At 70.2% G+C, this 19187-nt stretch carries 18 protein-coding genes; 15 read left to right on the plus strand and 3 right to left on the minus strand.

Annotation, left to right across the window (positions count from 1 at the left end; translation table 11 throughout):
• Nucleotides 1–5 precede the first annotated feature (5 nt).
• The 11 genes from gorA (at nucleotide 6) to KTR66_RS20555 (ending at nucleotide 11900) form a co-directional block, all read left to right on the plus strand.
• On the plus strand, nucleotides 6–1388 hold the full coding sequence (gene gorA / locus KTR66_RS20505) for a glutathione-disulfide reductase (RefSeq protein WP_213615906.1): 1383 nt from the start codon (nucleotides 6–8) through the stop codon (nucleotides 1386–1388).
• Between the two features lie 71 nt (nucleotides 1389–1459).
• A complete protein-coding gene (locus tag KTR66_RS20510) occupies nucleotides 1460–2842 on the plus strand; it encodes a class II 3-deoxy-7-phosphoheptulonate synthase (protein WP_213615908.1) in 1383 nt (460 codons plus the stop codon).
• Nucleotides 2839–3993: a nicotinate phosphoribosyltransferase gene (locus KTR66_RS20515; RefSeq protein WP_213615910.1), complete on the plus strand. Its 1155-nt coding sequence runs from the start codon at nucleotides 2839–2841 to the stop codon at nucleotides 3991–3993. The genes KTR66_RS20510 and KTR66_RS20515 overlap by 4 nt, the downstream gene beginning before the upstream one ends.
• A complete protein-coding gene (locus tag KTR66_RS20520) occupies nucleotides 3990–4886 on the plus strand; it encodes a DMT family transporter (RefSeq protein WP_213615912.1) in 897 nt (298 codons plus the stop codon). Before KTR66_RS20515 ends, KTR66_RS20520 begins: the two co-directional genes overlap by 4 nt.
• A complete protein-coding gene (locus KTR66_RS20525; RefSeq protein WP_213615914.1) occupies nucleotides 4883–6547 on the plus strand; it encodes an NAD+ synthase in 1665 nt (554 codons plus the stop codon). The genes KTR66_RS20520 and KTR66_RS20525 overlap by 4 nt, the downstream gene beginning before the upstream one ends.
• Nucleotides 6544–6951: a hypothetical protein gene (locus KTR66_RS20530; RefSeq protein ID WP_213615916.1), complete on the plus strand. Its 408-nt coding sequence runs from the start codon at nucleotides 6544–6546 to the stop codon at nucleotides 6949–6951. The genes KTR66_RS20525 and KTR66_RS20530 overlap by 4 nt, the downstream gene beginning before the upstream one ends.
• Nucleotides 6952–7230: 279 nt before the next feature.
• A complete protein-coding gene (gene gltX / locus KTR66_RS20535; protein WP_213615918.1) occupies nucleotides 7231–8559 on the plus strand; it encodes a glutamate--tRNA ligase in 1329 nt (442 codons plus the stop codon).
• Nucleotides 8560–8631: 72 nt separating this feature from the next.
• Nucleotides 8632–9099 carry a hypothetical protein gene (locus KTR66_RS20540; RefSeq protein ID WP_213615920.1) on the plus strand — a complete coding sequence of 156 codons (468 nt, stop codon included), beginning with the start codon at nucleotides 8632–8634 and terminating at the stop codon, nucleotides 9097–9099.
• Between the two features lie 160 nt (nucleotides 9100–9259).
• Nucleotides 9260–10681: a cysteine--tRNA ligase gene (cysS, locus tag KTR66_RS20545; RefSeq protein WP_213615922.1), complete on the plus strand. Its 1422-nt coding sequence runs from the start codon at nucleotides 9260–9262 to the stop codon at nucleotides 10679–10681.
• A 53-nt stretch (nucleotides 10682–10734) separates the two neighbouring features.
• Nucleotides 10735–11097, plus strand: coding sequence for a DUF305 domain-containing protein (locus KTR66_RS20550; protein WP_213615924.1), 363 nt, complete (start codon nucleotides 10735–10737; stop codon nucleotides 11095–11097).
• Nucleotides 11094–11900: an RNA methyltransferase gene (locus tag KTR66_RS20555; protein ID WP_213615926.1), complete on the plus strand. Its 807-nt coding sequence runs from the start codon at nucleotides 11094–11096 to the stop codon at nucleotides 11898–11900. Before KTR66_RS20550 ends, KTR66_RS20555 begins: the two co-directional genes overlap by 4 nt.
• 3 nt (nucleotides 11901–11903) lie before the next feature.
• Here KTR66_RS20555 and KTR66_RS20560 read toward each other — a convergent pair whose 3' ends face one another.
• Together KTR66_RS20560 and KTR66_RS20565 are read right to left on the minus strand one after the other, a co-directional pair.
• Complete coding sequence (locus KTR66_RS20560) at nucleotides 11904–12857, minus strand: tripartite tricarboxylate transporter substrate binding protein (RefSeq protein WP_213615928.1); 954 nt, start codon at nucleotides 12855–12857, stop codon at nucleotides 11904–11906.
• Entirely contained in the window at nucleotides 12857–13606 is a 750-nt protein-coding gene (locus KTR66_RS20565) for an SDR family oxidoreductase (protein WP_213615930.1), read from the minus strand. The genes KTR66_RS20560 and KTR66_RS20565 overlap by 1 nt, the downstream gene beginning before the upstream one ends.
• A gap of 99 nt (nucleotides 13607–13705) precedes the next feature.
• Between KTR66_RS20565 and KTR66_RS20570 the strand changes: the two genes are divergently transcribed.
• Nucleotides 13706–14620: an alpha/beta fold hydrolase gene (locus KTR66_RS20570; RefSeq protein ID WP_213615932.1), complete on the plus strand. Its 915-nt coding sequence runs from the start codon at nucleotides 13706–13708 to the stop codon at nucleotides 14618–14620.
• Nucleotides 14621–14670: 50 nt separating this feature from the next.
• Entirely contained in the window at nucleotides 14671–16119 is a 1449-nt protein-coding gene (locus KTR66_RS20575; protein ID WP_213615934.1) for a lipase/acyltransferase domain-containing protein, read from the plus strand.
• A gap of 12 nt (nucleotides 16120–16131) precedes the next feature.
• Here the strand turns inward: KTR66_RS20575 and KTR66_RS20580 are convergent, their stop codons facing one another.
• Nucleotides 16132–16977, minus strand: a complete 846-nt coding sequence (locus KTR66_RS20580) for a universal stress protein (RefSeq protein WP_213615936.1) — start codon at nucleotides 16975–16977, stop codon at nucleotides 16132–16134.
• 159 nt (nucleotides 16978–17136) lie between these two features.
• Between KTR66_RS20580 and KTR66_RS20585 the strand changes: the two genes are divergently transcribed.
• Complete coding sequence (locus KTR66_RS20585; protein ID WP_213615938.1) at nucleotides 17137–18390, plus strand: MFS transporter; 1254 nt, start codon at nucleotides 17137–17139, stop codon at nucleotides 18388–18390.
• 28 nt (nucleotides 18391–18418) lie between these two features.
• Nucleotides 18419–19078 (plus strand): hypothetical protein, encoded by a 660-nt coding sequence (locus KTR66_RS20590; RefSeq protein ID WP_213615940.1) that lies wholly within the window; start codon nucleotides 18419–18421, stop codon nucleotides 19076–19078.
• The last annotated feature ends 109 nt before the right edge of the window (nucleotides 19079–19187 follow it).

The raw sequence follows: 19187 nt of genomic DNA on the forward strand, positions 1-19187 counted from the left end.
CCTCCATGGCGTATGATTTCGATCTCTTCGTGATCGGCGGCGGTTCGGGCGGTGTGCGGATGGCCCGCATCTCGGCCGGGCATGGCGCGCGCGTGGGTGCGGCGGAGGAGCGCTTCTGGGGCGGCACCTGCGTCAATGTCGGCTGCGTGCCGAAGAAGATCATGGTGAACGCCGCCGAATACGGGATGTGGGCGGAGGACGCCGCCGCCTTCGGCTGGAACATCGAAAACCATGGGCATGACTGGGCGAAGCTCGCCGCCGCGCGCGATGCCGAGGTGACGCGGCTGTCCTCCATCTACGGCAAGCTGCTGGCCGGCGCGGGCGTCACCACCTTCGACGCGCGCGCCACTTTCCTGGATGCGCATACGCTCGATGTCGGCGGCAAGCGCGTCACGGCCGAGCGCATCGTGGTGGCCACCGGTGGGCGGATCACGAAGCTCGACATTCCGGGCGCCGAGTTCGGCCTCGTCTCCGATGACCTTTTCACCCTGAAGGCGCTGCCGAAGCGCGTCGCCGTCATCGGCGGCGGCTATATCGGCCTGGAATTCGCCGGGCTGCTGCGCGGCCTGGGGGCGGAGGTGGAGGTCTTCTACCGCGCGGAGCTGCCGCTGCGCGGCTTCGATGGCGATCTCCGCACCGCCGTGGTGGAGGCGATGGAGGCGCAGGGCATCGCGATGAGCGCGGGCGTGCTGCCGACCCGCATCGCGAAGCTGGAGGGCCACCTGCTCGTCTCGCTCAGCAACAACGGCATGCGCGAGGTGGATGCGGTCTTCTTCTGCACCGGCCGCGCGCCGAACACGCCGGGCCTCGGGCTGCAGCGCGCGGGCGTGATCACGGGGAAGGACGGCGTGATCCCCGTGGATGACGACCACGCGACCAATATCCCGCACATCTTTGCCATCGGCGACGTGACGGACCGGGTGAACCTGACCCCCATGGCGACCGCCGTCGGCCACGCGCTGGCCGATACGCTCTTCGGCAACAAGCCGCGCCGGGCGAGCTATGAAAACGTGCCGAGCGCCGTCTTCACCTCGCCGCCCATCGGCACCGTGGGCCTCTCGGAGGAGGAGGCGGCGGAGCGCGGCCCGGTGGATATCTACCTGACCCGCTTCACGCCGATGCGCCACACGATCAGCGGCCGCCCGGGCCGCAAGACCCTGATGAAGCTGGTGGTGGACCAGGCGACGCAGCGCATCCTGGGCGCCCACATGCTGGGGGAGGACGCAGCCGAGATCATGCAGGGCATCGGCATCGCGGTGGTGATGGGCGCCACCAAGCAGGATTTCGACCGCACCATCGGCATCCATCCGACCGCGGCGGAAGAATTCGTGACGCTGCGGACGCGGACCCGGGTGGCGGGGGTGCCGGCGGCGGCGGAGCGGGAATAGGCCGCGCCGGTAGCCTTTCTCCGCCGGCTGATTTAGGCTGGCGGGAACACGGTTTTTGGGAGTTCGCAGCCATGGCGCGTGACTGGCGCCCCTCTTCCTGGCGGCAGATGCCGATCCGGCAGGTGCCTGAATATCTGGATCCCGCGGCGCTGGCCGCGATGGAAGCCAAGGTCGCGAGCTTTCCCCCGCTGGTTTTTGCAGGCGAGTGCGAGCGACTGAAGGCCGCGCTCGCCGAAGCTGCCGAAGGCCGGGCCTTTGTCCTCCAGGGGGGCGACTGCGCCGAAAGCTTCGCGGATTTCAACGCGAACACCATCCGCGACACCTTCAAGGTCCTGCTGCAGATGGCCGTGGTGCTGACCTTCGGCGCCGGCATGCCGGTGGTGAAGCTGGGCCGCATGGCGGGCCAGTTCGCCAAGCCGCGCAGCAGCGATGTGGAGAAGGTGGGCGAGGTGACCCTGCCCTCCTATCGCGGTGACATCATCAACGGCGCGGAATTCACCTCCGAGGCGCGGGTGCCCGATCCGAAGCGGATGGAATTCGCCTATCTGCAATCCGCCGCCACGCTGAACCTGCTGCGCGCCTTCGCGACCGGCGGCTTCGCCGACCTGCACCAGGTGCATCGCTGGAACCTCGATTTCGTGGCGCGCAGCCCGCTGGCCGCGCAATATGAGGGCCTGGCCACCCGCATCGACGAGACGCTGCGCTTCATGGCCGCCTGCGGCATGAACAGCGACAATGCGCCGCAGATCCGCGAGACGGCCTTCTACACCAGCCATGAATCGCTGCTGCTTCCCTATGAGGAGGCGCTGACGCGCGAGAGCAGCACGCATCTGCGCACCTATGCCTGCTCGGCGCATTTCCTCTGGATCGGCGACCGCACGCGCCAGCCGGATGGAGCGCATGTGGAGTTCCTGCGCGGCGTGGCCAACCCGATCGGCATGAAGGTCGGCCCGAGCATGGAGGCGGGCGAGCTGCTGCGCCTGACCGAGATCCTGAACCCCGCGAACGAGGCGGGGCGCCTCACGCTCATCGCCCGCATGGGGGCGGACAAGGTGGAGGCGAAGCTGGCGCCGCTGGTGCGCGCGGTGACCGAGGCCGGCCGCAAGGTGGTCTGGCTGAGCGACCCGATGCACGGCAACACCACCACCCAGGGCGGCTACAAGACCCGCAACTTCGACGCCATCCTGAACGAGGTGAAGAGCTTCTTCGACGTGATGTCGGCCGAAGGGGCACTCGCCGGCGGCGTGCATGTCGAGATGACGGGCCGCGACGTGACCGAGTGCACGGGCGGCGCGCGCAAGCTGACGGCGGCCGATCTCGGCGAGAACTATGCCACCTTCTGCGACCCGCGGCTGAACGCCGAGCAGTCGCTGGAACTCGCCTTCCTCATCGCGGAGGAACTGAAGGCGCATCGGGCGCGCCCGGAACGCGAGCTGGTCCGCGCCGCGCAATGAGCGAGAGATCCCCGCTGGACCGTGAAATCACGGCCCGGACGGACAGCTACTTCAACCGCACACGCCGCATCGTCGAGACCTTCGGCGATGTGCGCGTCACCTATGCGGTCTTCCTGCGCCGCCCCGTGATCTCCGCCCCGCGCCTCGCCGTGCAATGGCTGGAGCGCGTGGCGCGGGAGCGTGGCACGCCCTTCGAGATCGAGGTGAAATACCCGGAAGGGGCCTGGGTCGGCGCGGGTGACCCGCTGCTCTATCTCAGCGGCTCCTTCGCCGCCCTGGCGGATCTCGAGACGCTGTACCTGCAGCGTCTGGGGCCGGCCTGCGTGGCCGCGCACAACGCCTACCAGATGAGCCTGGAGATGCCCAAGGCCGCCTTCCTGGCCATGGAGGCGCGGCACTGCGCCGGCTTCGAGATGCAGGAGATGATGGCCTATGCGGCCTCGGTCGGCAGCGCGGCGGCACGCCTTGAGGGGGCCACGGGCTTCGTCGGCACCGCGACCGATGCCACCGCGCATTGGTTCGGCGAGGCGGCGGGGCGCGGCACCATGCCGCATGCGCTGATCGGCTATGCCGGCTCCACGCTGCGCGCGGCCGAGATGTTCCACGAGACCTACCCGAATGACGGGCTGACCGTGCTGGTGGATTATTTCGGCCAGGAGGTGACGGATGCGCTGGCCGTCTGCCATCGCTTCGCGGATCTCGCCCATTCCGGCCGGATGGCCGTGCGGCTCGACACCCATGGCGGCCGCTTCCTGGAAGGGCTGGACCCGGCCGAGAGCTACGCCGTGCTGGAGCGTCATGCACCCCAGGCCATCCGCCGCTATCGCAGCGATTCCGAATTGCGCCACCTGGTGGGCACGGGCGTTTCCGCCGCCGCCATCTGGCGCGTGCGCGAGGCGCTGGACGCGGCGGGCTTCGGGAAGGTGCGGATCGTCGCCAGTTCAGGCTTCAGCGTCGGCAAGTGCCGCGTGATGAACGAAGCGCATGCGCCGGTGGATGTGGTGGGCACGGGCAGCTTCATCCCCGACATCTGGAGCGAGACCTACGCCACGGCCGATATCGTCGAGTATGACGGCACGCCGCGGGTGAAGCTCGGGCGCGAGTTCCTGCTGCGGCAGGAGGGGCGGCGGCGGAACGGGCAGCAGGGTTGAGCGAACGCCGCATCGGGCTGCTCTGCGCCTTCGGCGTCCTCTTCATCTGGACCGGCTTCCAGCTGATGTCCCGCTTCCTCGCGGCGCAATCCGTCACCGCCTGGGACATCGCGGCCCTCCGCTATGCCGGCGCCTTCCTGACCGCCCTGCCCTTCCTGATCTGGCGCGGGCCGCCGCGCATGCCGGTGGCGCAGGCGCTGGCCCTGACGGCAACGGCGGGTTTCGGCTTCTCGCTTGGCGCCTATGGCGGCTTCCAGCTCGCGCCGGCCGCGCATGGCGGGGTGATCATGGCGGGGCTGCTGCCCTTCCTCATCGCCGCCGCCTGGTGGATCAGCTTCGGCGAGGCCTGGGGGCTCCGGCGCATCGTCTCGCTGGCGCTGGTGGGCTTCGGCATCCTGCTGCTGGGGCGCGACACCTTCGGCGACCATCCCGGCGCCTGGCGGGGGGACCTGCTCTTCATCTTCGCCGTGCTCTGCTGGGCGGCCTATACCTGGCTGATCCGGAAATGGCGGATCGGCGCGCTGGACGCGACCATGGCCGTGGCGCTCTATGCCGCGCCGCTCTTCCTGCCCATCTGGTGGTTCTGGCTGCCCTCCCGGATGGAGAACCTGTCGCTCGGCATGGAAATCTTCCAGATGGCCTGGCATGGCGCCCTCTCCGTCATGCTCGCGGGGTTCCTGTTCACCCGGGCGGTGGTGCTGCTGGGCGGGCCGCAGACCTCCGCCATCACGGCCGCCGTGCCGGCGATGGTGGCGCTGGGCGGCTGGCTCTTCCTGGGCGAGACGCTGGGGGCCACCGGCTGGGTGGGGGTGCTGCTGGTCACCGGCGGCATGGTGGCCAGCGTCCTTCCCGCGTTGACCCTGCGTCCCCGCGCGCCTACTTCCACGGGATGACGAACCGCCTCCGCATCGCCCTCGCGCAGATGAACCCGCATGAGGGGGAGCTGCGCGCCAATGCCGCGAAAATCCGGGCGCTGCGCGCCGAGGCCGCGGCGGCAGGCGCCGACCTGCTGGTGACGCCGGAATTCAGCATCGCCGGCTACCCGCCCGAGGATCTGGTGCTGAAGCCCGCCTTCCAGGCCATGTGCGATGCCGAGATCGCGGCCCTGGCGGCCGAGACGGCGGATGGCGGACCGGGCCTGATCGTGGGCGGGCCATGGCTGGAGGGCGGCAAGCTCTACAACGCGGCCTTCCTGCTGGATGGCGGGAAGATCGTGGCGCGGCGCGCCAAGCATGAGCTGCCGAATTACGGCGTCTTCGACGACAAGCGCGTCTTCGACGCCGGCCCCGCGCCCGGCCCCGTGGTGTTCCGCGGCCTGCGCCTCGGCCTGATGATCTGCGAGGATTGGTGGTTCCCCGCCGTGTCCGAGACGCTGAGCGAAAGCGGGGCGGAGCTGCTGCTCTCCATCAACGGCTCGCCCTTCGAGGTGGAGAAGGCCGAGGCGCGCATTGATCTGGCCGTCGCGCGCGTGGTGGAGACGGGGCTGCCCTTCGTCTTCCTCAACCAGAATTGCGGCCAGGATGAGCTGGTGTTTGACGGCGCGAGCTTCGTGCTGAACGCCGACCGCAAGCTGGCCGTGCGCGCGCCCTCCTTCGCCGAGACGCTGATCCTCACCGATTGGGAGAAGCCCGGCGATGTCTGGGTCTGTGCGCAGCAGGAACTGGCGAAGCCGCTGAGCCGGCCCGCGCAGATCTACCATGCGATGATGCTGGGCCTGCGCGACTATGTGGAGAAGAACCGCTTTCCCGGCATCGTGCTGGGCCTGTCGGGTGGCATTGATTCCGCGATCTCGGCCGCCGTCGCCGCCGATGCGCTGGGGCCCGAGCGGGTGCGCGCGGTGATGATGCCCTCGCCCTATACCAGCCAGGAAAGCCTGGAGGATGCGGCCGAATGCGCGCGGCTGCTGGGCATCCACTACGACACCATCCCGATCGGGCCGGCCATGGCGGCCTATGAGGCGATGCTGGCACCGGCCTTCGGCAATCGCGCGCCGGACATCACGGAGGAGAACCTGCAGTCGCGCATCCGGGGCGTCACGCTCATGGCGCTGTCGAACAAGTTCGGCAACATGCTGCTGACCACCGGCAACAAGAGCGAGATGAGCACCGGCTACGCCACCATCTATGGCGACATGTGCGGCGGCTATTCCGTGCTGAAGGATGTCTACAAGACCGACGTCTTCGAGGTGTGCCGCTGGCGCAACGCGAACACGCCAGCCGGCGCGCTGGGGCCGGATGGCGCCGTGATGCCGGAGCGCGTGATCACCAAGCCGCCCAGCGCCGAACTCAAGCCCGACCAGAAGGACCAGGACACGCTGCCGCCCTATGAAGTGCTGGACGCCATCCTGAACGGGCTGGTGGAGCGCGAGCTCAGCGTGGATGATCTGGTGGCGCAGGGCTTCGAACGCGCGCTGATCCTGCGCGTCTGGCGCATGCTGGACCGCGCGGAATACAAGCGCCGCCAGGCGCCGCCGGGCGTGAAGATCGGCCAGCGCGCCTTTGGCCGCGACCGTCGCTATCCCATCACCAATGGCTTCACCGGACTGATCTCGTGAGCGAGCATCCGCTGACACCACCCGCGGGGCTGGAGGTGCGCATCCGCGACCTCTCCGACCCCGATGCCGAGGCGGTGGAGGTGGTGCGCGGCTTCCTCTCGCTCGCGCACGCCAATGAATTCGCCAAGCGCTATGTGCGGGACAGCGTGGAACGCTGCCGCGTGCCGCGCGCGACGGCGGCGGAGGTGACGGCCGCGTGGTTCGCCTTTGGCGAGGATGCGGTGGTGAGCGGCCTCGGCGAGGATCATCAGGGCGAGATGTGGCAAAGCGCAAATGACTTGCCCGCCTTCGCCGCCGCCCCGCCGCGTGATCGTGAGGCGCTGAACTGGCGCATGCTCGACCCGCGGCGGATGGAAGAGGATGGGGACGAAGACGACGATGGCGGGGAGGGTGAGGAGGAGTGAGCCTCGCTCCCGTTGATCACAGCTTCATCGGTCTTCGCACCCCTGTGAGGATCCGGCCGCAAGGCGGCCGGCGCGCCCAGACTGCGCGTGCCACCCAAACAACCGCCGCGGCGCGTAGCCAAGCCAGCGGAGCCGGCGCCCGGCGCCTGAGAGCAACCGGGAAACTCATCCGGCCGCACAGCGGCCGGCGCGCCCAGACCGACCTTCTCACCCGCGCGCCCTTGGCGGCGCGAAGCCAAGCCGGCGGAGCCGGCGCCCGGCGCCTGAGGGCCTAGCATCATGTCCATCAAACTTCGTTTTGCGCCCTCTCCCACGGGGCATCTTCATGTCGGCAATGCGCGCATCGCGCTCGCCAATTGGCTCTTCGCCCGCAAGATGGGCGGCGAGCTGGTGCTGCGGCTGGACGACACGGATACGGGCCGCAGCAAGGCCGAGTATGTGACGGCCATCGAGGAGGATCTGCGCTGGCTCGGCCTGGAATGGGACAGCATGTTCCGCCAGACCGACCGGCTGGACGCCTATGCCGCCGCGGCCGAACGGCTGAAGAAGAGCGGCCATCTCTACCCCTGCTTCGAGAGCGAGGAGGAGCTGGCCTATAAGCGCGAGCAGCGGCTGCGCCAGGGCCGCCCGCCGCTCTATGACCGCGCCGCGCTGAAGATGACCGAGGAGCAGTACGCCCGCGCGCTGGAGAACGGGAAGAAGCCCTATTGGCGCTTCAAGCTCTCAGGCGCCAACATCACCTGGGTGGATGGCGTGCTGGGGCCGCGCGCGGTGAAGCTCTCGGCGATCAGCGATCCGGTGCTGGTCCGCGCCGATGGCTCGCCGCTCTACACCTTCACCTCGGTGGTGGATGATCTGGAGACGGGTGTGACGCATGTGATCCGCGGCGAGGATCACGTGACCAACACGGGCGTGCAGCTCGACATCTGGCTCGCCCTGGGCGGGCGCAGCGATGCGCTGCATTTCGCGCATCTGCCGCTGCTGACCGATGCGGATGGCGGGCCGCTGTCGAAGCGCATCGGCTCGCTCTCGCTGCGGCAATTGCGGCGGGATGGGGTGGAGGCGGCCTCCATCACCGGGTATCTCGCGGCACTCGGCACCTCGCAGGATCCGGTTCCGGGCATGCCGGCGCAGCTGCTTCCCGGTTTTGATCTGATGAGCGTCTCGCATTCCTCGCCGCGCTTCGACCCGCGGCAGATGCTGGCGCTGAACCGCAAGCTGCTGCACGGCATGTCCTTCGAGGAGGCGCGGCCGCGCCTGCCCGAGGGCGCGGACGCCACCTTCTGGGAAGCGGTGCGCGAGAACCTGGACCGCATGCCCGAGGTGAAGCATTGGTGGGATGTGGTGCATGGCCACATCGCGCCCATCGAGCAGCCGGCGGAGGCGGAGTTCCTGGCCACCGCGCTCAGCCTGCTGCCGCCCGAGCCCTATGACGCGACGACCTGGCCCGCCTGGACCGAGGCGATCAAGGCCGCCACCGGCCGCAAGGGCAAGGCGCTCTTCATGCCGCTGCGCCTCGCGCTGACCGGTGAGGATCACGGGCCGGATCTGAAGGCGCTGCTGCCGTTGATCGGGCGCGAGCGGGCGGCGCAGCGCCTGCGCGCCTGACGCGCCCCAGGCCCCATTGCTGCACGGCATGACAGGGATCATGCTCGGAATCGTTCCGAGTGGAGAATCTTCATGTCGTCTGGCCGGGTGATGGGTTGCGCCGCCTTGCTCTCCTTGGCCTTCATGGCTGGAGCGGAGGCACAGACCGCGGTGGGCGGCTTCTATCGGCAGACCAACCAGAACGCCGTCATGTTCCAATCCGCCAGGGACCGCTACTGCCAGGTGCAGAGCGAAAGCCAGATGGCGGCCTTTGGCGGGTTCTCGAAGGTGACGGTGGTTCCCCGGATTGCCATGCTGGGGCAGCAGACGGGGGCCTGCGCCTGGCCCAACGGGTTCTACCGGCGCACGAACGAGACCGCCGTCTATCGCTTGTATGGCGTGGGCACGGTGGCCGGGATCGGCACCGACATCTGCCATGTGGTGAATGAGCAGCAGATGGCGTCCTTCGGCGGTTTCCGGCTGGTCAAGGTGGTGGCGCCCACATCCGATCTCGGCCGCGGCCGCGGCCCGGTTGCCCCCTGCAACACGCGGGCGGGCTGAGCGCGACACGCCATCCCGGGGCCGCTTTGGGCTTGATGCTTCGGCGGAGGTGGCGCATAGCTGCGCCATGGTCCTGACCCGCCCCTGTTGCAACGGCTGACGACCCGCGCGCCGCGCGGTGGTCGTGCCTGCTGCCGTTTTGCCTTATGGACCTTTCCCCATGACACAGCTCCGTTTCCACAACAGCCTCACGCGCCGCGAGGAAGAATTCCGCCCGCTCGATCCCGCGCATGTGAAGCTCTATGTCTGCGGCCCCACGGTCTATGACCTGGCGCATCTCGGCAATGCGCGGCCCGTGGTGGTGTTCGACGTGCTGGCGCGCCTGCTGCGGCGGGTGTTTCCGCGCGTGACCTATGCGCGGAACATCACCGACGTGGATGACAAGATCAACGCGCGCGCCCGCGAGTCCGGCGAGCCGATCAGCGCCATCACCGCCCGCACCACCGCCGATTTCCACCGCGACATGGCCGCCCTCGGCGCGCTGCCGCCCGATGTGGAGCCGACGGCGACGGGCCACATCGCCGAGATGATCGCGCTGACCGAGAAGCTGATCGCGCGCGGCCACGCCTATGCGGCGGAAGGCCATGTGCTGTTCAGCGTGGGCAGCTTCCCTGATTACGGCAAGCTCTCGGGCCGCAACCAGGAGGAGTTGCTGGCGGGCGCCCGCATTGATGTGGCGCCCTACAAGCGCGACCCGGGCGATTTCGTGCTGTGGAAGCCCTCCGACGACGAGACCCCCGGCTGGGATTCGCCCTGGGGCCGCGGGCGGCCGGGCTGGCATATCGAGTGCTCGGCCATGTCCTGGCGGCATCTGGGCCAGCAATTCGACATTCATGGCGGCGGCGCGGATCTGCTGTTTCCGCATCACGAGAATGAGGTGGCGCAAAGCCGCGCGGCCTTCGGCACGCCCTTCATGGCGCATACCTGGCTGCACAACGGCATGCTGCTGGTGAATGGCGAGAAGATGTCGAAGAGCCTCGGCAACTTCCTCACCGTGCAGGACATCCTGGCGCAGGGCCCCTGGGCGGGCGAAGCATTTCGTTTGTTGCTGCTGCGGACGCATTACCGCTCCGCGCTCGACTACACGGAAGCAGGCCTGATTGAGGCCAAGGCGGAGCTCGATGACAGCTACGCGATGCTGGGCCGCGCGCCGGCCGTGAGCGACACCCCGCTTATCACCGAAATGGCGGAATGGGCGCTGGAGCCGCTGGTTGATGACCTGAACACGCCACTCGCCATCGCCCGCCTGCGGGACCTGCGCACACTGGAGAACAGCGCGACGGTGGGCGGCTCGGCCGCGGCGGTGCTCTCGCGCATCGGGAAGGCCTGGCAGCCCGTGCCGGGCCAGGCGGCGGCAGCCTTCCGCGAGGCGGCGGCCGTTCTGGGCCTGGCGCAGGGCGATCCGCGCGCCTGGCTGCAGGGTGGCGATGATGCGAGCGCGATCGAGGCCGCCATCGCCGCGCGCCTTGCCGCACGCGCGGCCAAGAACTGGGCCGAGGCCGACCGCATCCGCGCCGAGCTTCTGGCCCAGGGCGTGGTGCTGGAGGACGGGCCGGGCGGCACGACGTGGAAGCGCGCTTGACCCTGACCTTGTGGCAAGCCGGAGGCTGTCTCCCTCAACCAAGGAGACACGCCATGAATCGCCGCACCGCCCTGATCGCCGCCACCGCTGCCGTGCCCGGCACGGCGCTCGCGCAGTCGCCGCATGCGGGCCACGGCGCACCCGCTCGCGCGAACGAGCCCGCCAGCACGCGCGAATTCCGCGCGGCGAACAACGCCATGCACCGCGCCATGGAGATCCGCTACAGCGGCAATGCCGACCGCGACTTCATCGCCGGCATGATCCCGCATCATGAGGGCGCGGTGGAGATGGCGCGCATCGTGCTGCGCCATGGCAGCGACCCTGAGGTGAAGCGCCTGGCGGAAGAGATCATCCGCACGCAGCAGGCCGAGATCGCGCAGATGCGCGCCATTCTCGCGCGACTTCCCGCCAGATGAGAGAGGAGGGCGCCGCACCGCTGGTGGCACCGCCCGGCGAGACGCCGATCGTGGTGCTCGTGCGCCCGCAGCTCGCCGAGAATATCGGCACCACGGCCCGCGCCATGGCCAATGGCGGGCTGTTCCATCTGCGCCTGGTGGCACCCCGCGACACCTGGCCGCATCCGCGCGCCTGGGCCGCAGCCTCGGGTGCCGACCGCATCCTGGATGCGGCGCAGGTCTTCGACAGCGTGGAGGCGGCGATCGCCGATTGCCACCGCGTGCTGGCCACCTGCCCGCGCCCGCGCCATGTGGTGATCCCGGTGATGACGGCGCGCGCGGGTGCCGCCGAGCTGCGCGACATCAACGCGCGCGGGATGCGGGTCGCGGTGCTGTTCGGGCCGGAGCGCGCGGGGCTGGAGGCGGAGGATCTGGCGCGGGCGGATACGCTGATCCGCTATCCGCTCAATCCGGAATTCAGCTCGCTCAACCTCGCCCAGGCGGTGATGGTGCTGGCCTATGAATGGTGGGTGTCGGCCGATGCCACCCCGCCGCGCCGCCTGCAGACGCACAAGACCGAGGTCGCCACCAAGGGCAGCCTCGACAATTTCATGGGCCACCTCATCGCGGAGCTGGATGCCTGTGGCTTCCTGCGCAATGCGCCGAAGCGCGAGGGCATGGTGCGCAACCTGCGCCATTGGTTCGAGCGCGGCGAGATCACCGAGCAGGAGGTGCGCACGCTGCACGGCGTGGTGGCCGAGCTGTCGCGCGGGCGCATGCGGCATGGGCGGCCCGAGGCGAAGACGGACCTTCCCGAGGAATAAGCCTCAGTCCGCCTTCACGCCGATGCGCCGGATCAGCTCGCCCAGCCGCGCGTGCTGCGCCACGTTGCGTGCCTGGTATTCCTCCGGCGTGCCGGGCAGCGGCGCGGCGCCGAGTTCGGAAAGGCGCGCCACCACTTCGGGCTTCGCCAGCCCCGCGCGAAGTGCCGCATTGGCGCGCTGGATCACCTCCTGCGGCGTGCCGCGTGGGGCGACAAGGCCGAACCAGGCCGTCACCTCATAGCCGGGCAGCGTCTCGGCGATGGCCTGGATGTCCGGCGCCGTCGGCCAGCGCCGCGCGGAGGTCACGCCGATGCCCACCAGCGCGCCGGAACGCACATGGTTGATGATGGTCGGCATATTGTCCACGCCGTAGTCGATGCGGCCGGGCAGCAGGTCCACCATCATCGGCGCGCTGCCGCGATAGGGCACATGCGTCGCCTCGATGCCGGCCATCAGGCGGAACATCTCGGCCGAGAGATGGGTGGAGCCGCCGATGCTGGTCTCGCCATAGGAGAGGCGGCGCTGCCTGGCCAACGCAATCAGCCCCGGCACGTCGCGCACGCCGAGCGAGGGGTGGGCCGCCAGCAGGTTCGGCACTTCGGCGATCTGGCTGATCGGCAGGAAGTCGGTCAGCGGGTCATAGCCCGCATTGCTGTAGAGATGCGCGTTGATGGCGTTGGTGCCGGGCGAGCCCAGCAGCAGCGTGTAGCCATCGGCGGGGCTGCGCAGCACGGCCTGGGCCGCGATATTGGAGCCGGCGCCGGGGCGGTTCTCGATCACCACGGGCTGGCCCAGCTCCTCGGTGAGGATCTGGCCGGCAAGGCGGCCCAGAAGATCCGTCGTGCCGCCGGCGGGAAAGCCCACCAGGATGCGGATGGGGCGGTTGGGCCAAGGGGATTGCGCGAGCGCGGGCGTGGCGAGCAGGGGCGCGGCGAAGAGCGCGCGGCGGGTCGTCATCACAGCGTCCATCCTCCGTCGATCACCATGGCCTGGCCGGTGACGAAGGCGCTTTCGTCACTCGCCAGATAGACGACCAGCGCCGCCATTTCCTCCGCCGTGGCGAGGCGCCCCATGGCCTGGCGCGCGATGAAGGCGGCACGCGAGGCCTCGACGCTTCCCGCCGCCGCCGCATTGGCGGCGATGCGGTCCTGCAGGCTCGGCGTGTCCACCGTGCCGGGGGCCAGGCAGTTCACGCGCACGCCCTGCGTCACACAATCAGCCGCGACGGCGCGCGTCATCCCGATCACGGCCGCCTTGCTGGTGCCGTAGAGGAAGCGATTGGGCGCGCCTTTGATGTTCGACGCGGCGGAGGCCATGTTGATGATGCTGCCGCTTCGGGCTTCCAGCATCGCGGGCAGTGCGGCCTTGATGGTGCGCCACATGCTGCGGACGTTCAGTGCGAAGGCGAAGTCCCATTCCTCGTCCGTGCAGGTCAGCGCCGTGTTCTGGTGCACAAAGCCCGCGCAGTTGAAGAGGATGTCGAGCCGCCCGGCCGCTTGGATCGCCGCTTCCACCGCCGCGTCATCCAGCACGTCCAGCGCGTGGCTCTGGATGCCATGCGCGTCGAGGCCGGCGAGCTTGGCGGCGTCGCGGTCGGTGGCGATGACCGTGGCCCCTTCCTTCGCCATGGCGATGGCGGTGGCGCGGCCGATGCCCTGGCCGGCGGCCGTCACGAATGCGCGTTTGCCTGCGAGCCTTCCGGCCATGGCTGCCTCCCTGTTGGTGTTTGCCGTATTCCGGCCTCTCGGGCGCGCGGCGTCAATCCCGCGCTTTCACGCCCGCGCGTGCTGCCGCAGGATGCGTCGATGGAGCCGCTCAGCATCGCCGAAATGGGGCATTTCTTCGTGGGTGGGCGCCGGGCGCGCGTCGAGGGACGGCCGATCGCCGAGATGCAGCTCGTTCCCGGCAGCCCGCCCTATCGCGCCGACATGAACGGCGAATACCTGGTGGCCAGCCTCTATGTGGAGCATGCGCGGCCCGATCCGGTGACGCGGCCCTTCCCGCTGCTCTTCTGGCATGGCGGCGGGCTGACCGGCGCCTGCTGGGACACGACGCCTGATGGGCGCGAGGGCTGGAAGCTCTGGTTCCTCCGCCGCGGCTGGCATGTGCATGTGAGCGATGCGGTGGAGCGCGGCCGCAGCGGCTATGCCCCCTTTCCCGAAATCTTCCCCGGCGCGCCGATCCATCGCCGCGTGAACGACCCTTGGGAGCAGTTCCGCATCGGGCCGAGTTACGCGGAGCGCCGCGCGCATCCGGATCACCAGTTCCCGCTGGAGCATTATGAGGATTTCGTGCGGCAGGGCGTGCCGCGCTTCGTCGGCACGGATGGCGATATCCTGGCGGGCTATCTCGCGCTGCTGGAACGCGTGGGCCCCTCGGTCATCATCGCGCATAGCCAGGGCGGGCATTTCGCCTGCGCGGCGGCGCAGGCCGCGCCGGACAAGGTCCGCGCGCTGGTGCTGCTGGAACCCTCGGGCTTCGGCAGCGGCGCGATGCCGGACATCCCCGTCCTGCTGCTCTATGGCGACCACATCGCGCGCGATCCGCGCTGGGTGACGCAGCGCGCGGCGGGCGGCGCCTTCGCCGCGGCGCACCCGCATGTAACCCTGTGCGACCTGCCGGCGAATGGCCTGAGGGGCAATGGGCACATGCTCATGCTGGAGCGCAACAGTGATGCCATCGCCGCGCGGGTGCAGGATTGGCTTGACGGGATTCTTTGACAGCACGGCGCGTGGCGCACAGTCTCATGCCGGTTGAGCAGGGTGGCGGCATGAACAGGCGTCAGGCTTGGCGATGGACGCGCCGCGGGATGCTGCTGGGCGGCGTCGCGGGTGCCGCGGCCTATGCCGCGCTGAAGACACGGCCGCCCGAGACCGAGGCCGACCTTCATCTGCTCTACACGCCCGCCGCCATGCATCACGGGCTGGACCGCAACCCGATCATCGTCATCCCCGGCCTGCTCGGCAGCCGCCTGCGCGATCCGGCCTCGGGCCGCGTCGTCTGGGGCGCCTTCGATGGTGTCGCGGCCGATCCCGGCACGCCGGAGGGTGCCAGGCTGGTGGCGCTGCCCTTCACCGAGGAGATGCAGAGCCCCGGGGCGCGGGTCTCGCCCGATGGCGTGCTGGAACGGGTGCAACTGCGCGTGGCGGGCATTCCGCTGGCACTTCGCGCCTATGCGGAGATCCTGAGCACGCTCGGCCTCGGTGGCTATCGCGACGAGGCGCTGGGCCTCGCCGGACGGGTGGATTACGGCAATGACCACTTCACCTGCTTCCAGTTCGCCTATGACTGGCGGCAGGACAATGTCGCGAATGCGCGGCGGCTGATGGACTTCATGGCCGAGAAGCGCGCCTATGTGCAGGCGGAATATGCGCGGCGCTACGGCATGCGGAACCATCCGGTGAAGTTCGACGTGGTGGCGCATTCCATGGGCGGGCTCGTCGCGCGCTACGCCATGCTCTTCGGCGCGGCCGACCTGCCGGCAGATGGCGCACTGCCCACGCCGAGCTACGCGGGGGCCGAGTATATCGCGCGGCTGATCCAGATCGGCACGCCCAATGGCGGCTCGCTCGATGCGCTGCGCGTGCTGGTGGAGGGGCGGGATTTCGGCCAGCCCATCGTGCCGCGCTACAGCCAGGCCATCCTTGGCACCTTCGCCTCGGTCTATCAGCTGCTGCCGCGTGCGCGCAGCCAACCGCTGCTGGTGGGCGATGCGCCGGCTGATCCGCATGACCCGGAGCTGTGGCAGCGCCTGGGCTGGGGGCTGGCCGCACGCGGGCTGGAGGGGGACCTGGCGACTCTGATGCCCGATGTGGCGGATGCGGCGGAGCGGCGGCGACTGGCCATCGCCTTGCAGGCGCGTCTGCTGCGCCGTGCCCGTGCCTTCGCGGCAGCCATGGATCAGCCGGTGCACCTGCCGCCGGGGACGGAGCTGATGCTGGTAGCGGGCGATTCCATGCCGACGGCGCTGCGCATCGCGGCCAGTGCCGAAGGGCGGCTCACGGTGCGCGAGAACGGGCCGGGCGATGGCGTGGTGCTGCGCGATTCCGTCCTGCTCGACCACCGCCAGGGGCAATCCCCGCGCCCGCCGCGTGTGGAAAGCCCGATGGGCTTCGAGCGCGCGCTGTTCCTGCCACGCGAGCATCTGGAGATCACGCGCGACGCGACCTTCCGCGACAATATCCTGTTCTGGCTGCTGGAGGAGCAGCGGAGAAGCTGAGCCCCCCGCTGCTCAGCCGTGGATGAACACCGCGCAGGGCGAGGCGCGCAGCAGCCGCGCGGTGGCGCTGCCGAAGATCAGCCGCGTGATGCCGCTCTCCTGATCCGCGCCGAGCACGAGGAACGAGGCCGGCAAGCTGCTCGCCTCGGCCAGCACGATGTCATGCACATCACCCTGCACGGCGTAGGCCTCGGCCCGCATCTCGTGCTGGGTGAGGTAGCGCTGCAGCGCCTGGGGGCTGGTTTCCGAGACGAAGTCGAGCACCTTCACGGCCTGGTTCCGCCCGAGGCCGAGAAGCGCGAAGACATGCAGCGTCCGCATCGCGGCGAGCGAGCCGTCATGTGCGACCAGGATGGGGCGCTTCAGCGCCTCGCCGGCGGCGATGCCGGGTGCGGCCGTCTCAATGCCCGGCGGCACCACCAGCAGCGGGCGCGCACCGTCGCGCAGCAGCGCCTCGATGGTCGGCGAAAGACCGTCATCGCAGGCCTCGCGGCCGAGCGTGCTGTCGCGGCCGATGATGATGAGGTCATGCGCGCAGCCCTCGGCCAGCAGGGCCTCCTCGGGCGCTTCCTCGCGGCGGACGACGGCGAAGTCGAAGCCATCGGCCGCGATGCGGGCCTCGGCCAGCACGCGCTCGGCCTCGGCCTCCACCGCCTCGGCCAGCTTCTCGTTGCGGCGGGTGGCGAAGGCGCCGGCGCCGAGCGGCACCGCCTCATGCGCGCCGCTGGTGTGCGGGCGGTCCAGCACGATCAGGGCGGTGACGGCCGCGCCGGTGCGGCGGGCGAGCGCGAAGGCGATGTCCCGCGCCGCGCAGGCGCCGGGCGTGTCGTCGAGGGCGAGCAGGATGGAGCGGATCATGGCCGCAAACTGGCCTTGCCATGCGTGGCTGGCAAGCCAGGGTTGGTTTGACTTCGCCGGGGCGGCCCCCCATCCTCAGGGCATGTCCACGCTCACCTCCCTTCAGCGCAGCGGGTCCGCCGCCTGGCGTGCCTGGGTGGTCCTGCTGGACCCCGATCCATGCGGCCCGAAACGCGGCTGACGCCGCCTTCGCCTGACCCGCACACCGAGATCGAGGGGGCGCCTGCGAGCGCCCATGCTTCCATGTCCGTCACCCATGCCGCCGCGCCGCTTCCGGCGCCGGCCCAGTTCCCTGTCTTTGTCGCTGCCGCCACCTGCGGCTTCGCCGGCGTCTGGATGTCTGTGCCGCTGGCCGCCGTCATCCTGACCGAGGCCGGCGTCTCGCCCGCGCTGGTGGGGCTTTACGCGGCCTCCGTCTGGGTGGCCGCGCTGCTCGCCGCGCCCGCCTCGCCCTGGCTGGCGGGTTGGGTGGGCGGCGCCTTGCGGCTGCACCAGCTGGCTGGTGCGACCTCGGCCGTCGCGCTGCTGGGCCTCGCCACCAATCCGGTGCTGCCGCTGTGGTTCCTCTTCGGCGGGCTGCTCGGCATCGCCTCCTGCCTCACCTGGACGACGGCGGATGCCATCGCGGGCGCCATGGCGCCGCCGGGGCGAGAGGGGCGGTTCCTCGGCATCTACCAGACCTTCATTTCGGCCGCGATCGGCGGCGGGCCGGCGGTGCTCTGGATCTCCGGCGTGCAGTCGGGGGCCTTTGCCGCCTCCGCCGGGCTGATGATGCTGGGCGTCGGGCTGACCCTGCTGCTGCGCGAGGTGCCGGGCGCGGTGCCGAGCCGCATGCGCCTCTCCTTCGCGCGGCTGCGGCCGGTGGCGCTGATGATGGCCGCCCCGGCCGGGGCGGCGATGCTCTGCGGCGCGCTGGAGGGCACCGCGGGCGCGGTGTTTCCGGTGCAGGGGCTGGCGCTCGGGCTTGCGGCCGGGGCGGCCGCCACCATCGTTGTCGCGACGGGGTTCGGCAATATGCTGGCGCAGTATCCGGTGGGCATGCTGGCGGACCGCTTCGGCACGCATCGCGCGCTGCTGGGCTGTGCGGTGGTGGTCGCGCTGGGTTCGCTGCTCTGGCCCTGGCTGGCGCCGGGCTGGGGCATCTGGCCGGTGCTGGCCGTCTGGGGCGGCGCGGCGGGGGCGATCTATACGCTCGGCATGGTGCGCGCCGTGCAGCGCTTCGCCGGCCCCGCGCGGGCCTTGGGCATGGCGGGGCTGAACACCGCCTATCTGCTGGGCGGCGCGCTGGGGGCGCCGCTTGGCGGGCTGCTGCTGGAAGCGGTGCCGGGCTGGGGCCTGCCGGTGGCCGTCGCGGCGGTTGCGCTCGGCGGCGGACTGGCGCTGAGTGTCGCCGCATTGCGGCGCGGCGGATGATTCGGGCGCGAGGCATGGAGGTCGTGTGATGCGTTGGGTGTTCCTGTTCCTGGCCCTGTCCGGCCCTGCCCTGCTCTCTCCCGCCTGGGCCCAGGCCCCGGCGCCCGAGCCCGCCCATCCGCGCCCGCCCGCGCCCCCGGCCGACTCCATCGCGGCGGTGGGCCGGCCGGGCTGGACGGTGGATGAGCGCAATGGCTGCTGGGTCTGGAACCCCAACCCGCAGCAGCAGGAAATCGTGATCTGGACCGGCCCCTGCGAGGAGGGGCCCGCGCAGGGCGATGGCATGCTGGAATGGCGCTACACCGAGGAGGGCGAGCCGCGCGGCGAGCGCTATGTCGGCAGCCTGGCGCGCGGCAAGATGCACGGCATCGGCACCTTCCTGGATTCCAACGGCATCGTGTACCAGGGCGAGTGGCAGGAGGGGCGCGAGCAGGGCCGCGGCCTGCGCGTCTGGGCCACCGCCCGCTATGAGGGCGAGTGGCGTGAGGGGCGGCGCCATGGCCGCGGAATCATGGCCTGGATCAACGGCAATTTCTATCGCGGCGAATTCCGCGACGACCGCCCCGAGGGGCTGGGCGAATATTTCAGCGTGGAAGGCGGCTGGTTCCGCGGCGCCTGGCTCGCCGGTTGCTTCCGCGAGGGCGAGCGCCAGGCCGCCATCGGCCGCCCGCTGGAGGAGTGCCCGTAAGGAAAGGGGTCTGGGGCGCCAAGCCTGCAGATGGCGGCCCCAGCCGCCGGAGGCGTTTTTCCTACGCCTTCGGCAGCCGCACGACTTCGCTGGCGCGCGGCACCACCTT

The organism is Roseococcus sp. SDR (genome assembly GCF_019083995.1).
In the GTDB taxonomy this organism is placed as follows: Bacteria; Pseudomonadota; Alphaproteobacteria; order Acetobacterales; family Acetobacteraceae; genus Roseococcus.

Coding starts and splice junctions, on each gene's coding strand:
- gorA (WP_213615906.1), top strand. CDS start 6: ATGGCGTATGATTTCGATCTCTTCGTGATCGGCGGCGGTTCGGGCGGT.
- KTR66_RS20510 (WP_213615908.1), top strand. CDS start 1,460: ATGGCGCGTGACTGGCGCCCCTCTTCCTGGCGGCAGATGCCGATCCGG.
- KTR66_RS20515 (WP_213615910.1), top strand. CDS start 2,839: ATGAGCGAGAGATCCCCGCTGGACCGTGAAATCACGGCCCGGACGGAC.
- KTR66_RS20525 (WP_213615914.1), top strand. CDS start 4,883: ATGACGAACCGCCTCCGCATCGCCCTCGCGCAGATGAACCCGCATGAG.
- gltX (WP_213615918.1), top strand. CDS start 7,231: ATGTCCATCAAACTTCGTTTTGCGCCCTCTCCCACGGGGCATCTTCAT.
- KTR66_RS20540 (WP_213615920.1), top strand. CDS start 8,632: ATGTCGTCTGGCCGGGTGATGGGTTGCGCCGCCTTGCTCTCCTTGGCC.
- cysS (WP_213615922.1), top strand. CDS start 9,260: ATGACACAGCTCCGTTTCCACAACAGCCTCACGCGCCGCGAGGAAGAA.
- KTR66_RS20550 (WP_213615924.1), top strand. CDS start 10,735: ATGAATCGCCGCACCGCCCTGATCGCCGCCACCGCTGCCGTGCCCGGC.
- KTR66_RS20555 (WP_213615926.1), top strand. CDS start 11,094: ATGAGAGAGGAGGGCGCCGCACCGCTGGTGGCACCGCCCGGCGAGACG.
- KTR66_RS20560 (WP_213615928.1), bottom strand. CDS start 12,857: ATGACGACCCGCCGCGCGCTCTTCGCCGCGCCCCTGCTCGCCACGCCC.
- KTR66_RS20565 (WP_213615930.1), bottom strand. CDS start 13,606: ATGGCCGGAAGGCTCGCAGGCAAACGCGCATTCGTGACGGCCGCCGGC.
- KTR66_RS20570 (WP_213615932.1), top strand. CDS start 13,706: ATGGAGCCGCTCAGCATCGCCGAAATGGGGCATTTCTTCGTGGGTGGG.
- KTR66_RS20575 (WP_213615934.1), top strand. CDS start 14,671: ATGAACAGGCGTCAGGCTTGGCGATGGACGCGCCGCGGGATGCTGCTG.
- KTR66_RS20580 (WP_213615936.1), bottom strand. CDS start 16,977: ATGATCCGCTCCATCCTGCTCGCCCTCGACGACACGCCCGGCGCCTGC.
- KTR66_RS20585 (WP_213615938.1), top strand. CDS start 17,137: ATGCGGCCCGAAACGCGGCTGACGCCGCCTTCGCCTGACCCGCACACC.
- KTR66_RS20590 (WP_213615940.1), top strand. CDS start 18,419: ATGCGTTGGGTGTTCCTGTTCCTGGCCCTGTCCGGCCCTGCCCTGCTC.